The sequence below is a fragment of the Streptomyces sp. NPDC059003 genome, from assembly GCF_042740445.1.
Lineage (GTDB): Bacteria > Actinomycetota > Actinomycetes > Streptomycetales > Streptomycetaceae > Streptomyces.
The window spans coordinates 58393-70796 of the sequence record NZ_JBHYJH010000028.1 but is presented as its reverse complement, the minus strand read 5'-3'; the positions used below and the strand labels follow the sequence as shown (position 1 = coordinate 70796).

Sequence of the window (12404 nt, the reverse complement as noted above, 5' to 3'; positions counted from 1 at the left end):
GGTTCCAGCCCGTCCGGCGTTTGAGGGCGCGTGTGAGGACGGGCGCGCAGCGCGATCAGGGGCGGGTGGACGGGGAGGAGACACCGCTCATGGGTTCGGGCGTGGGGTCCGGGTCCGGCACGGGGTCCGGACCCGGGGGCTTCGGGACCGGGGACGGCGGGGGTTCCGGGACGGGCCCCGGGCCGGGGAGCGGGCCCGGCTCGGGCTGCGGATTCGGGCGGGGGCCGGGGGTCGGGCCCGGTGGGACGGGGGTGGGGAACGGGTCGGTCATCTGTTCCTCCCGTGGTGCTGAGGGGGCGCCCCGCCGGATCCGGCGGGCCGGTACGACGGTTTCCACCTTCTCCCGCCTCGCGTGCCCACGCCCGCCGGGTCCACTCCCCGTCACACCCCGAAGGCCCGCAGGAAGGTGTCCACGGCGGCGCGCGCGATGCCGGCGAGCTCGGCGTCGCCGATGGCACGCGTGCCCATCCGGGAGCGGGCTTCGAGCGGCCCGACGAGCAGCGCCATGAACTGCTCGGCGGCCCGCTCCGGGTCACCGGCGCGCAGCCGGCCGGACAGGGCGAGCCGGGCCATGCGGTCGGCGAGGGCCTGGACGAGGTGGTGCGGCCCGCTCTCGCTGACGGTGCCGAGCATGTCGGGGAACTGCGCGACCTCGGCGTACAGCAGCCGTCGCAGGGCGCATGAGCGCGCGTCGCCGTGCAGCCGCAGCAGTTCGTGGCCGACGCGCTCCAGCGTCGCGCGCAGGTCGTCGCCGGGCGCGAGGAGCGGGTCGAGGGCGGCGAGCCGTTCGTTCAGAACGGTCTGCGCCGCGGCCTCCATGGCGTGCCGGAACAGCGTGGCCTTGTCGCCGAGGTGGTTGTACACGGTCGGCTTGGCCACGCCGGCCTCGTCGGCGATGTCCTGCACGCAGGACTTGGCGTAGCCCTGGCGGGCGAACACGGTGAAGGCGCCCTCCAGGATCGCCTGCCGCTTGTCGATCCGTCCGCTGCCGGTCCGTCCGCTGCCGGTCCGCGTACCGCCGGTGCGTGCGCCGTCTTTCCGGGTGCTGTCGGTGCGTGCACGCGTGCCGTGCGAGGTCGCTGCCATGCCGTCGATTGTACTCGCGGGTTCATTTTTCTGTTCAGGGCGGTTGCGCTTGAACCAATCAGATCATTACGTTGAACCCATGGGTTCAATCTCGACTCCTCCGGGCGACGACCGCCTGGACCTCCGACTTCTGCGGATGATCGCAGTGATCCTGCTCGGCGGGCTTCTCGGCATCCTCAACAGCACGATGGCCGCCGTGGCCACGGACTCCCTGGCCGCGACCTTCAACGCCTCGCTCAGCACGGTGGGTTGGGCCTCCACCGGCTTCCTGCTCGCGGTCACCGCGACGATTCCCTTCGCGACCTGGGCGGTGGACCGGTTCGGCGGCCGGCGCCTGTGGGTCGCCGGACTCGCGCTCTTCCTGGCCGGATCGCTCGCCTCGGGCCTGGCCTGGAGCGCGGGCAGCCTGATCGCCTTCCGCACCCTGCAAGGGCTCGGCGCCGGACTGCTCGATCCGCTCGTGCTCATCCTCCTGGCGCGCGCCGCCGGACCGCGGCGGGCCGGGCGCGTGATGGGCCTGATGGGTGTGGTGCTCTCCCTCGGCCCGGTGCTCGGGCCGATCGCGGGCGGTGCCGTCCTGAGCGGTCTGTCGTGGCGCTGGATGTTCCTGCTCAGCGTCCCCCTCGGCCTGCTCGCGCTGTTCCTCGCCCTGCGTGTCCTACCCGCCGACCCACCGACTCCCGTACGGCAGGCACCCGTTCGCCTCGACGTCCTCGGACTCGCGCTGCTCGGACCGGGGTTCGCGGCGCTCGTGCTCGCCCTGTCGCAGACGGCCGAGCAGGCCACGCCCGCCGCCTGGCAGGCGCTCCTTCCGCTGGCCGTGGGTGCGGCGCTCCTCGCCGGGTACGCCGTCCACGCGCTCCGCGGGCGCCGCACCACGCCCCTGATCGACCTGCGCCTCTTCGCCCACCGCGGCTTCACCGCGAGCGTCACCGTGATGGGCCTCGGCGGGCTCGCCAACTTCGCCACGCTGTACGCGCTTCCGCTGTACTACCAGCAGGTGCACGGGCGCGGTGTGCTCGCCGCGGGACTCCTCATGGCGCCCGTGGGGCTCGGCGGCGCGATCGCCATGCCGCTCGCCGGGCGGCTCTCGGACCGGGTCGGCGGCCGTGGCCCGGCCATCGGCGGCGCGCTCCTCGCCGGGCTCGGCGCGCTGTCGTTCACCCGGCTCGGCGCGGCCACGCCCGCAGTGTGGCCCGCCCTGGGCGCGTTCGCCGTCGGCCTGGGCAGCGGCTGCTTCAGCGCGCCCACGATGGGCTCCCTGTACCGCGCCCTGCCGGGCCCGCTGGTGGCCCAGGGCAGCTCGGTCCTCTACATGCTCAACCAGCTCGGCGCGGCGCTCGGCATCGCCCTCGTCACGCTCGTGCTGCAGACCTCGGACGGTGTGCTGTCCGGCGTCCACGGCATCTTCTGGCTCACCGCCGCCGCGCTCGCGGCCGTCGTGGCGCCGCTCCCGCTGCTGCCCGGCCGCCCGCACCGGCCGCCGGTCGCCGAGCGGCACCCCACCGACACCGTAAGGACATCCCGATGAAGACCCTCGTGATCACCGGAGGCACCGACGGCCTGGGCCGGGAGCTCGCCCGTACGTATCTCGGCCGGGGCGACCGGGTCGTCATCGTCGGGCGCGACGCGGCCAAGGCACGGGCCGTGCCGGGCGCCGAGTTCCTGCGGGCCGACCTGAGTCTGATGGCCGAGAACAGGCGGGTGGTGGACGAGCTCAACTCCCGTTTCCCGTCCGTGGACGCGCTGGTGCTGTGCGCCCGCTACTTCCGCGCGCGCCGCTGGGAGACGGCCGAGGGCATCGAGGGCACGTTCGCCCTGGAGTACCTCAGCCGCTTCCTGCTCAGCCACGGCCTGGGCGACCCGGGCGTCATCGTGAACGTGTCGGGTCCGGGCGTCCCCATGGGCCGGGTCCACTGGGACGACCTCATGCTGGCGCGCGGCTACGACGGCGTGGCCGCCCAGCTGCAAGCGGGCCGCGCCAACGACCTGCTCGGCGTCGCGTACGCCGCCCGGCACGCGCCGGGCCGCACCCGCTACGTCCTGCTCAACCCCGGCCCCGTGTCGACGGGGTTCTGCGGCGAGTACGACGCGGCGACCGCGGCCCACGTCGCCTCGCTCAAGCGGTACGGGCTGCCGGTCGCGGACGGCGTCAAGCCGATCGTCGCCCTGGTGGACGCCCCGCCCGCCGCGCCGCTGAGCGCGTTCGCGCGGGACGAGCCGATCTCCATCGGCGGCCCGGCCTTCGACCCTGCCGCCGCCGACCGGCTGCACGCGCTCACGTCGGAGCTGGTCAGCCCGCGGAACGCGCCGTACGCCTGAGCCGCACGACCGGGATGTCGCGCTCGGTCTTCCTCTGGTACTCCGCGTACCGGGCGAAGAGCTCCACCAGGCCCGGCCAGACCCTGGCCTTCTCCTCGCGCGACAGGGTCTCGGCGCGGGCGGTGAACCGCTCGCGGCCGACCCGCAGGCGCACGTCCGGCTCGTCCTGGAGGTTGACGAACCACAGGGGGTGGGCGGGCGCGCCGCCGTTGGAGGCGACGATCAGGTAGTCGTCGCCGTCGCGGCCGTAGATGAGGACCGTGCGCCGCCACTGTCCGGAGCGGCGGCCGCGGTAGTCGAGCAGGAGGCAGGGCACGCCCATGACCGTGGTGCCCTCGGTGCCGTCCGACTCCTCGTAGAGCCGGGCCTGTTCGGCCACCCAGCCGGTCGGGCTGATCACGGGTTCGTCAACTGAGGTCATTCCCGCACTCTAGGTCGAACAGCAGTGCGGCGCCGCGCGATATGGCGCGTTCCCGTCCCTGCCGCCCCTGGCACCCCTGGCGCCCCTACCGTCCGTGTCGCCCCTGCCGTCCGCACAGCGCGGCCGCGGCGCTCAGGCCGGAGCGGGGGCTGGCGAGGACCGGCGACGCGGTGGTGACGCGGGCGGCGGCGTCCGCGGCGGAGGCCTGCGCGAGGACGATGGCGTCGACGCCTTCAAGGCGCTGCACGGCCTCGGCGACGAGGCGCAGGTAGCCGTCCCTGTCCCCCGCCTCGAACCGCTCCCAGGCGCCGTCCACCAGGACGGTGCGGACGTCGACGTGGAGCCCGGCGCGCTCGGCCTCCGCCCGCACGAGGGCGACGGTCGGCTCCAGGGTGCTGGCGACCGTGGCGACGACGGCGACGGTGCCGCCCGCCCGTACGGCGGCCGCGGCCATGGGGCGGTCGAGGCGCACGACCGGCACGCCGACGGCGGTCGCGTGGGACTCGGCGACGGCACCGAGGGTGGAGCAGGTGCACAGGACGGCGTCCGCGTCGGCGGCGGCTTCGGCGAGCGCCGCCCTGACGTCGTCGGTGACCGCGTCGGGCCCGTCGGCGCGGGCGCGGTCGAGCAGGTCCTCGCGGACGACGTGGCGGAGCGTGAGTCCGGGGTGGTCCTGGTCGCGCAGCGCGTCGAAGACCGGCACGTGCACGGGTGAGGTGTGCAGGAGCGCGAGCGTCACCATGTGGCGGGGTCCTCCTCGACCTTGGCCAGGGCGGCCTCGACGAGCGCGGCGGAGGGCGCGGGGGCCTGCTCGGGGTGGCGCTCCGCCCACTTGGCGACGTACGGGCACAGCGGCACGACGGCGCGGCCTTCGCGTACCGCCAGGGCGTACAGCTCCGTGGCGAGGGCGCCCGCGATGCCGCGGCCCTCGTGCGCGGGCGGCACTTCGGTGTGCACGGGCACGAGGGCCGCCTCGGGCTCCGCGAGCGTGAAGTACACGATCCGCCCGACGACTTGACCGTCGTCGTGCGCTGTCAGGACGCCGTGCGCCCGGTCGTCACGGATGCCGAAGGGTGTCCTGGCGTCACTCATGCCCGCTCCTTGCGCTAGGTCCGCGCGACCGCGTGCGGGGCGCGGACCGTGTCGTCGGCGCCCGGGACCGGCGCGGAGGCGTCGGCGCCGAGGGCCACGACGCGGTTGCCCTCGTCGACGTGCACGACCCGGGGCCGCAGCGCGCGGGCCTCGGCGTCGTCGACCTGGGCGTAGCTGATGATGATCACCTTATCGCCGGGGTGCACGAGGTGCGCGGCCGCGCCGTTGATCCCGATGACACCGCTGCCGCGCTCGCCCTCGATGGTGTACGTCTCCAGGCGGGCGCCGTTGGTGACGTCGACGATGTGGACGAGCTCACCGGGCAGCAGATCGGCGGCGTCGAGCAGGTCCGCGTCGATGGTGACCGACCCCACGTAGTGCAGGTCGGCCTGGGTCACCGTGGCGCGGTGGATCTTGGATTTGAACATGGTGCGCAGCATGGACTGTTGCTCCCGTGACGAATGGGTCGCGCCCCCGTGCGGGGTACGCGCCGACCGGGCCAGGGTACTGCGCCCCGCTCCGGGGCGGCGTACGCCCCCGTGCCGGACCTGCGCCGCCCCGTCGGACACGCTCTAGGGCAGCAGCCGCGTCGAGAGCCCCTCGATGAGCTTGTCGATGGAGAACGGCGTGAGCAGGTCCGGCACCGTCAGGTCGTCCACGATCAGGCCGAGCATGGCGAGGTAGAGCAGGACGACGTCGGTGCGGTCGCCGGGCAGGCCCGCGTCCAGGTGGAAGGCGATGTTGGCTTCGAGCTGCTCGGCCATGAACCGGCTCAGCTCGGCGTGGAGTTCGGGCCGCCGGGTGGCTTCGAGGCGCAGTTCGAGCAGCGCCAGATGGCTGCTGCGGTCGGCCCGCATGCGCTCCACGAGCTGCTTGAGCAGGGTGACGACGAGCTCCTTCGACGGCTGCTCGCTCATGGTGGCGGCGAGATCGCTCTCCTCGGGGGTCAGCCGCTCCTGGATGCGCCGCATGACCTGGCCGAGCAGGTCCTCACGGTTGGTGAAGTAGTTGCTCGCGGTGCCCTTGGGAACCTCCGCCTCCGCGTCGAGCGCGCGCAGCGTGAGCCCGCGCGAGCCCTCGCGCGCGAGCACCTCGATGGCGGCGTCCAGCAGGGCGGTGCGGCGGGCGGGGTTCTGCCTCATGACGGCTTCGGATCCTCTCGTTTTCCCTCGACCATGGACACCACTGCGTGTGCAGTACTACGTTCCGACCACTTCACGCAGAGTACAACGGCAGCCCCGCGCGGCCCCTACGCCGCCACCTCCACCTCCCCGACCTCCCCCGTCTCCCCCGTCTCCCCCTTCACGAACTGCGTCCGGTACAGCTCCGCGTACCGCCCGCCCACCGCGAGCAACTCCTCGTGCGTCCCCCGCTCCACGATCCGCCCGTCCTCCACGACCAGGATCTGGTCGGCGGACCGCACGGTCGACAGACGGTGGGCGATCACCACGGCGGTGCGGCCGGAGAGCGCCTCGCCGAGGGCCTCCTGGACGGCCGCCTCGGAGGTGTTGTCGAGGTGGGCGGTGGCCTCGTCGAGGATCACCACGCGCTGCCGGGCGAGCAGCAGCCGGGCGATGGTCATGCGCTGGCGCTCGCCGCCGGAGAGCCGGTACCCGCGCTCACCGACCACGGTGTCGAGCCCGTCCGGCAGGGACCGCACCAGGTCGTCGAGGCGGGCCCGGCGCAGCACGTCCCACAGGTCGTCCTCGCTCGCGTCGGGCCGGGCGAGCAGCAGGTTGGCGCGGACCGACTCGTGGAAGAGGTGCCCGTCCTGGGTGACCATCCCGATGGTGTCGCGCAGCGAGTCCGCGCTCAGGTCGCGGACGTCCTGGCCGCCGACGCGCACGGTGCCCTCGTCGGCGTCGTAGAGCCGCGGCAGCAGCTGCGCGATCGTCGACTTGCCGGCGCCGGAGGAGCCGACGAGGGCCACGGTCTGGCCGGGCTCGGCGCGGAAGCTGAGGCCGCGCAGCACCTCCGCGCCGCCCCGCCCGTCCAGCGTGGCCACCTCCTCCAGGGAGGCGAGGGAGACCTTGTCGGCGGAGGGGTAGCCGAAGCGGACGTCCTCGAACTCGACGGCCACCGGCCCCTCGGGGACCTTCCCGGCGTCCGGCTTCTCCTCGATCAGCGGCTTCAGGTCGAGCACTTCGAAGACCCGCTCGAAGCTCACCAGGGCGCTCATCACCTCGACCCGCGCCCCCGCGAGGGCGGTCAGCGGCGCGTAGAGCCGGGTCAGGAGCAGCGCGAGCGAGACGACGGCGCCCGCTTCGAGGGAGCCCTCCAGGGCGAAGTACCCGCCGAGGCCGTAGACCAGGGCGAGCGCGAGGGCCGACACCAGGGTGAGCGCGGTGATGAACGCCGACTGCGCCATCGCCGTGCGGACGCCGATGTCCCGCACCCGGTGGGCCCGCGCCGCGAACTCCGCCGACTCGTCGCCGGGCCGCCCGAAGAGCTTGATGAGCGTCGCGCCCGGCGCCGAGAAGCGCTCCGTCATGCGCGTGCTCATGGCCGCGTTGTGGTGCGCGGCCTCCCGCTGGAGGCGCGCCATCCGCGTACCCATGCGCCGCGCGGGCACCACGAACACCGGGAGCAGCACGAGCGCGAGCAGCGTGATCTGCCAGGACAGGGCGAGCATCACGCCGAAGGTCAGGACGAGCGTGACGAGGTTGGACACCACACCCGAAAGAGTGTTGCTGAACGCGCGCTGCGCGCCGATCACGTCGTTGTTGAGGCGGCTGACGAGCGCGCCGGTGCGGGTGCGCGTGAAGAAGGCGACCGGCATGCGCTGCACGTGGTCGAAGACGGCGGTGCGCAGGTCGAGGATCAGGCCCTCGCCCAGGTTCGCCGACAGCCAGCGGCTGAGCAGCCCGAGGCCCGCCTCGGCCACCGCGATGACGGCGATGAGCACGGCGTAGCGGACGACGAGGGACGACTCGTCACCGGAGACGATCGCGTTCACGACGTTCCCGGCGAGGACGGGGGTCGCCACGGCGAGCAGCGCCGTCACGACGCTGAGCAGCACGAACTGGGTGATGCGGCGGCGGTGCGGACGTGCGAACGCGGCGATGCGGCGCACGGTGGCGCGGGCGAAGGGGCGGCGTTCCTGCTGGGCGTTCATGACGCTGTACATCTGCGTCCACGCGGTGGTTTCCATGCTCATGCGGTGAACCGTACGACCTCAAGCAATGTTGAGGTCAAGCCGGATTCGATCCACTCGACTGCCTCTGCCGCATCTCTTGACCCGCCTGTACCAGGAACGTACTTTCGCTTCAATTCTTGTGGCCACTCCCCCAGTTGGCCCCCGCTCCGACGTGAGAAGGCGAACGCATGCGAGAGCTACGAAGGCGTACTCTGCTGTCCGGTCTGTCGGCGGCGGGCGGCACCGCCGTCGCGGGCGGCGCTCTCGGCGCGGGAACCGCCGAGGCCGCGCCCGCGCAGGGACAGGGCACCGCGCAGCGGCCCGGCGCCACGACCCCGCACGACCGCGCGGTCAGGAAGCTGCTCGACCGTATGACTGTCGAAGAGAAGCTGGGCCAGCTGCAGCAGCTCGCGTGGGCCTGGGACACCGGGCCCGGCGGTGGTGGGACGAAGGACGTGGAGGACGCCGCGCGGGCGGGGCGGCTCGGTTCGGTGCTCTCGATCTTCGGCGCGAAGAGCACCAACGCCCTCCAGCGCATCGCCGTTGAGGAGTCCCGGCTCGGCATTCCGCTGCTGTTCGGCCTCGACGTGATCCACGGGTTCTGGACGACGTTCCCGATCCCGCTGGCGCAGGCGGCGAGCTTCGACCCTCAGGTCACGCGGACCGACGCGGAGGTCTCCGCGAAGGAGGCCCGCTCCAACGGCGTGCACTGGACGTTCTCCCCCATGATGGACGTCACGCACGAGCCGCGCTGGGGCCGGATCGCCGAGAGCTGCGGCGAGGACCCGTATCTGACCGCCGCGTTCGCCGCCGCCAAGGTCGAGGGCTACCAGGGCCGGGACTACGGGGCGCGGGACCGCATCGCCGCGTGCGCCAAGCACTTCGTGGCGTACGGCGGGGCCGAGGGCGGGCGCGACTACAACACCGTGGACGTGTCGGAGTCCCGGCTCCGCAATCTGTACCTGCCGCCGTTCGAGGCCGCCCTGGACGCGGGCGCCGCGACCGTGATGGCCTCCTTCAACACGATCAGCGGCGTGCCCGCGCACGGCAACACCCACACCCTCACCGACATTCTCAAGCGGGAGTGGGACTTCGACGGCTTCGTCGTCAGCGACTGGACCGGCGTCCAGGAGCTGATCGCGCACGGCTTCGCCGAGGACGGCGCGGCCGCGGCCCGGCTCGCCCTGAACGCGGGCGTCGACATGGAGATGGTCAGCACCACCCTCGCCGCGCACGGCAAGAAGCTGCTGCGCGACGGCAGGATCAGCGCGGAGCGGCTCGACGACGCCGTGACGCGGATCCTGCGCCTGAAGTTCGCGCTCGGCCTCTTCGACCATCCGTACGTCGACGAGGGCGCCGCCGTCGACGGGCCCGACCGCGCCGCCCGCAAGGCCGCGCGGGCGACGGCGGCCCGCTCCATGGTGCTCCTGAAGAACGCCCGCGGGACGCTCCCGTTGAAGAAGTCCGTCGCGTCCCTCGCCGTCGTCGGCCCGTTCGGCGACTCCGACGACCTGCTCGGCACCTGGGTCGTCCCGGCCGCCGCCAAGAAGTACCCGTCGGTGAAGGTCCTCGACGCGGTGCGGCGCGCGGCGCCCGGCGCGAAGGTGACGTACGCCCGCGGCGTGGACCCCGAAGGCAAGGACACCTCCGGCATCCCGGCCGCGGTGGCGGCCGCGCGGGCCGCCGACGTGACGGTCGTCGTCGTGGGCGAACCGCCCGCGCTGAGCGGCGAGGCCGCGGCGCGCAGCGACATCGGCCTGCCCGGCGCGCAGGAACGCCTCGTCGAGGCGATCGCGGAGACCGGCAAGCCGTTCGTGGTCGTCCTCGTCAACGGCCGCCCCCTGACCGTGGGCGGCTGGCTGGACGCGACGCCCGCCGTCCTCGAGGCCTGGCACCCGGGCCTGGAGGCCGGGAACGCCATCGCCGACGTGCTGTTCGGCGACGTCAACCCGGGCGGCAAGCTGCCCGTCTCGTTCCCCCGCGCGGTCGGGCAGATCCCCATCCACTACAACCACGAGTCGACGGGCCGCCCCTACGCCGCCGACAACAAGTACACGTCCAAGTACCTGGACCTGCCGCCCGGCCCGCAGTTCGCCTTCGGCCACGGGCTGAGCTACACGACCTTCGAGATCGGCGAGCCCCGACTGAGCCGCGCGAGTGTTCCCGCCGCCGCCCTGCGCAAGGGCGACACGGTCGAGGTGTCCGTCACGCTGTCGAACACCGGCCGGCGCGAGGGCGACGAGGTCGTGCAGCTGTACGTCCACGACGTCGCCGCGAGCGTCACGCAGCCGGTGCGCAAGCTGCGCGGCTTTAGGCGCGTGTCGCTGCGCGCGGGCGAGTCCAAGGTCGTCCGCTTCCGTCTCGGCGCGCGGGACCTGGGCTTGTGGACCAACGACCCGCGCGGCGAGTTCCTCGTGGAGGAGGGCACGTTCGACCTGTACGTGGGCAACAGCTCGACGGCCGAGGCCAAGCGGACGCTGACGGTGACGTGACGGCCCGCCGTCCGCGCGGCGGGGCGGACGTCAGCCCAGTTCGAGGGTGCTGTCAGCCCAGTTCGAGGGTGCTGATCCCGTACACCCGCTCCTGCGCGAAGTCCCGTACGGGTCCGGTGTACATGCGGGCCGTCGCGAACGTCGGCTTCATGCCCCGGCCCTCGGCGAGCGCGACGGCCTCCGCGTTCGACTCGGGTACGTCGATGCCGACGGGCGCCCCGCCCAGGTCGGCGGTCAGCGCGTCCAGGAGGGCCTCGGCGTCCGCGCGGGTGTCGGCGAACAGCGGCCCGACCCGCGCGGCGTCGCGGGCCGGGCGCAGCACGCCGTACCCGGTGACGCGGCCGTCGGCGACGCTCGCGAGCGCGCGGTGGCCGGGGGTCGTCAGCCACGACCTGAGGAAGCGGGGCCGGTCGGCCGGGTAACAGGCGTTGTCGTACGCCGCCACGGCCGCCTCTCCCAGCTCCGCGACGGGCCGGATGTCCGCGCGCGGCGCGCCGGAAGCGCCGCCCGCCGGGCCGACGTACCGCATCGAGTCGTGGCGGTGCACGAAGCCCGAGCGCCGGTAGTTGGGCTGCTGCGCGGGGACGCCGTCCAGGCCCACGGTGCGGTCCCCGGCGTGCGCGAGGGCGGCGCGCCAGGTGGCGAAGCCGTGGCCCCGGCCGCGCAGGTCGGGGCGGACGAGGTAGAAGCCGAGGAACGCGTACGCCGCGTCGTAGGTGACCACGGAGATCGCGGACACCGGCTCGCCGTCGACGCGGCCGATGAAGAACCCCTCGGGGTCCTGCGCGAAGAAGGACGCGGCGTCGTTGAGCCCCGGGTTCCACCCTTCGTCCGCCGCCCAGCCGGTGACCACGCGCCATTCGTCGAGCGTCGCGGTGGTCAGGGCGAGCTGCCCGGGGGTCCCGTTCTCCATCGGCGTACCTGTCATGAGGGGGTGCCGGCACCTTTCATGAGGGAGCGTCAGCGCGCAGTCGTCGCGCGCCGCCACCCCATCCTGCCCGCCCGGCCTTTGGTCAACGCGCCGGCCCCGGAAGTCCCATCGCGTCGGCGAGCGCGTCCATCTCGGCGGCGAGCAGCGTGCCGGGGCGGTGTCCCATGCCGGTGAACAGGCCCTGCACTTCGAGGCTGACGACACCGTGCAGGCGGGCCCAAGCCGTGACGGTGCCCGCGAGGGCGGTGGCCGCGTCGGTGTCCGGTGCCCAGTGCTTGACCCACTCCTCCACGGCGGGGCTCTCGTTCAGCCAGAACCGCATCTCGGCCCGCAGGTCGAGCGCGGCGCCCCGGCAGTCGCCCTGCCCGAGGACGCCGAGCAGCGGACCGAGCACGGCCCGGGCCCGGTCCACGGTCTCGGCCGGCGCCTGGTAGGTGGGGGACGGCGTACCGGCCAGGAGCTGGTAGACGTGCGGGGAGCCGGTGGCCCAGGCGCGGAAGGCCTCGCCGAGGGCGAGGAGTTGACGGCGGGGCGGGGCGTCGGCGACGCGGGCGGCGGCCGTGCGCAGGGCGGCGGCCGCGGCGTCGTAGCCGTCGCAGATGAGCTCCGTGAGCAGGTCGTCGCGGCTGCGGAAGTACTTGTACAGGGCGGGGCCGGTGAGGCCGAGCTGCTTCGCCACGGCGTTGAGGCTGAGCGCGGGGGCGCCACCGGCCCGGATCTGCTCCAGGGCGGCCGACTTGATCTCGGCGCGGACCTGGTCGCGGTAGCGCTGGCGGGGGGTGGGGGCGGTGCTGTCGTCTGCCACGGCGGGGCCCTCTCACTTGGTCGAACGGCCGTCACTTCGTCGAGCGGCCATCGCTTCGCTGACTGGCCTTCGCTTCGCTGAACGGCCATCACTGTGGTTAGAGACTCTAACTCAAGTTA

At 73.5% G+C, this 12404-nt stretch carries 12 protein-coding genes; 3 read left to right on the top strand and 9 right to left on the bottom strand.

Translation table 11 applies throughout. From position 1 onward, the window contains the following. Positions 1 to 381: 381 nt before the first annotated feature. Positions 382 to 1086, bottom strand: coding sequence for a TetR/AcrR family transcriptional regulator (locus ACFWZ5_RS13805; RefSeq protein WP_384790113.1), 705 nt, complete (start codon positions 1084 to 1086; stop codon positions 382 to 384). A 79-nt stretch (positions 1087 to 1165) separates the two neighbouring features. Between ACFWZ5_RS13805 and ACFWZ5_RS13800 the strand changes: the two genes are divergently transcribed. After that, positions 1166 to 2617: a DHA2 family efflux MFS transporter permease subunit gene (locus ACFWZ5_RS13800; RefSeq protein WP_384790110.1), complete on the top strand. Its 1452-nt coding sequence runs from the start codon at positions 1166 to 1168 to the stop codon at positions 2615 to 2617. After that, the gene (locus tag ACFWZ5_RS13795; RefSeq protein ID WP_384790107.1) at positions 2614 to 3408 is read left to right on the top strand and encodes an SDR family NAD(P)-dependent oxidoreductase; all 795 of its coding nucleotides are present in this window, start codon (positions 2614 to 2616) and stop codon (positions 3406 to 3408) included. Before ACFWZ5_RS13800 ends, ACFWZ5_RS13795 begins: the two co-directional genes overlap by 4 nt. Here the strand turns inward: ACFWZ5_RS13795 and ACFWZ5_RS13790 are convergent. The 6 genes from ACFWZ5_RS13790 to ACFWZ5_RS13765 all read right to left on the bottom strand — a co-directional run bounded on the left by ACFWZ5_RS13790 (position 3380) and on the right by ACFWZ5_RS13765 (position 8078). After that, positions 3380 to 3829, bottom strand: a complete 450-nt coding sequence (locus ACFWZ5_RS13790) for a nitroreductase family deazaflavin-dependent oxidoreductase (RefSeq protein WP_384790104.1) — start codon at positions 3827 to 3829, stop codon at positions 3380 to 3382. The genes ACFWZ5_RS13795 and ACFWZ5_RS13790 overlap by 29 nt on opposite strands. Positions 3830 to 3914: 85 nt before the next feature. Next, complete coding sequence (locus tag ACFWZ5_RS13785) at positions 3915 to 4571, bottom strand: aspartate/glutamate racemase family protein (protein WP_384790101.1); 657 nt, start codon at positions 4569 to 4571, stop codon at positions 3915 to 3917. Next, positions 4565 to 4921, bottom strand: coding sequence for a GNAT family N-acetyltransferase (locus ACFWZ5_RS13780; protein ID WP_384790098.1), 357 nt, complete (start codon positions 4919 to 4921; stop codon positions 4565 to 4567). The genes ACFWZ5_RS13785 and ACFWZ5_RS13780 overlap by 7 nt, the downstream gene beginning before the upstream one ends. Before the next feature lie 14 nt (positions 4922 to 4935). Beyond that, positions 4936 to 5361 carry an aspartate 1-decarboxylase gene (gene panD / locus ACFWZ5_RS13775; RefSeq protein ID WP_384790096.1) on the bottom strand — a complete coding sequence of 142 codons (426 nt, stop codon included), beginning with the start codon at positions 5359 to 5361 and terminating at the stop codon, positions 4936 to 4938. A 132-nt stretch (positions 5362 to 5493) separates the two neighbouring features. After that, entirely contained in the window at positions 5494 to 6063 is a 570-nt protein-coding gene (locus tag ACFWZ5_RS13770; protein ID WP_384790094.1) for a TetR/AcrR family transcriptional regulator, read from the bottom strand. 107 nt (positions 6064 to 6170) lie between these two features. Then, complete coding sequence (locus tag ACFWZ5_RS13765) at positions 6171 to 8078, bottom strand: ABC transporter ATP-binding protein (protein WP_384790092.1); 1908 nt, start codon at positions 8076 to 8078, stop codon at positions 6171 to 6173. 167 nt (positions 8079 to 8245) lie between these two features. Between ACFWZ5_RS13765 and bglX the strand changes: the two genes are divergently transcribed. After that, entirely contained in the window at positions 8246 to 10549 is a 2304-nt protein-coding gene (gene bglX / locus ACFWZ5_RS13760) for a beta-glucosidase BglX (RefSeq protein WP_384790089.1), read from the top strand. 52 nt (positions 10550 to 10601) lie between these two features. Here the strand turns inward: bglX and ACFWZ5_RS13755 are convergent, their stop codons facing one another. Together ACFWZ5_RS13755 and ACFWZ5_RS13750 are read right to left on the bottom strand one after the other, a co-directional pair. Continuing rightward, positions 10602 to 11477: a GNAT family N-acetyltransferase gene (locus ACFWZ5_RS13755; protein WP_384790086.1), complete on the bottom strand. Its 876-nt coding sequence runs from the start codon at positions 11475 to 11477 to the stop codon at positions 10602 to 10604. An 85-nt stretch (positions 11478 to 11562) separates the two neighbouring features. Next, positions 11563 to 12285: a TetR/AcrR family transcriptional regulator gene (locus ACFWZ5_RS13750; protein WP_384790083.1), complete on the bottom strand. Its 723-nt coding sequence runs from the start codon at positions 12283 to 12285 to the stop codon at positions 11563 to 11565. Positions 12286 to 12404: the final 119 nt, after the last annotated feature.

Coding starts and splice junctions, on each gene's coding strand:
- ACFWZ5_RS13790 (WP_384790104.1), bottom strand. CDS start 3,829: ATGACCTCAGTTGACGAACCCGTGATCAGCCCGACCGGCTGGGTGGCC.
- bglX (WP_384790089.1), top strand. CDS start 8,246: ATGCGAGAGCTACGAAGGCGTACTCTGCTGTCCGGTCTGTCGGCGGCG.
- ACFWZ5_RS13770 (WP_384790094.1), bottom strand. CDS start 6,063: ATGAGGCAGAACCCCGCCCGCCGCACCGCCCTGCTGGACGCCGCCATC.
- ACFWZ5_RS13780 (WP_384790098.1), bottom strand. CDS start 4,921: ATGAGTGACGCCAGGACACCCTTCGGCATCCGTGACGACCGGGCGCAC.
- ACFWZ5_RS13765 (WP_384790092.1), bottom strand. CDS start 8,078: ATGAGCATGGAAACCACCGCGTGGACGCAGATGTACAGCGTCATGAAC.
- ACFWZ5_RS13800 (WP_384790110.1), top strand. CDS start 1,166: ATGGGTTCAATCTCGACTCCTCCGGGCGACGACCGCCTGGACCTCCGA.
- ACFWZ5_RS13795 (WP_384790107.1), top strand. CDS start 2,614: ATGAAGACCCTCGTGATCACCGGAGGCACCGACGGCCTGGGCCGGGAG.
- ACFWZ5_RS13805 (WP_384790113.1), bottom strand. CDS start 1,086: ATGGCAGCGACCTCGCACGGCACGCGTGCACGCACCGACAGCACCCGG.
- panD (WP_384790096.1), bottom strand. CDS start 5,361: ATGCTGCGCACCATGTTCAAATCCAAGATCCACCGCGCCACGGTGACC.
- ACFWZ5_RS13755 (WP_384790086.1), bottom strand. CDS start 11,477: ATGACAGGTACGCCGATGGAGAACGGGACCCCCGGGCAGCTCGCCCTG.
- ACFWZ5_RS13785 (WP_384790101.1), bottom strand. CDS start 4,571: ATGGTGACGCTCGCGCTCCTGCACACCTCACCCGTGCACGTGCCGGTC.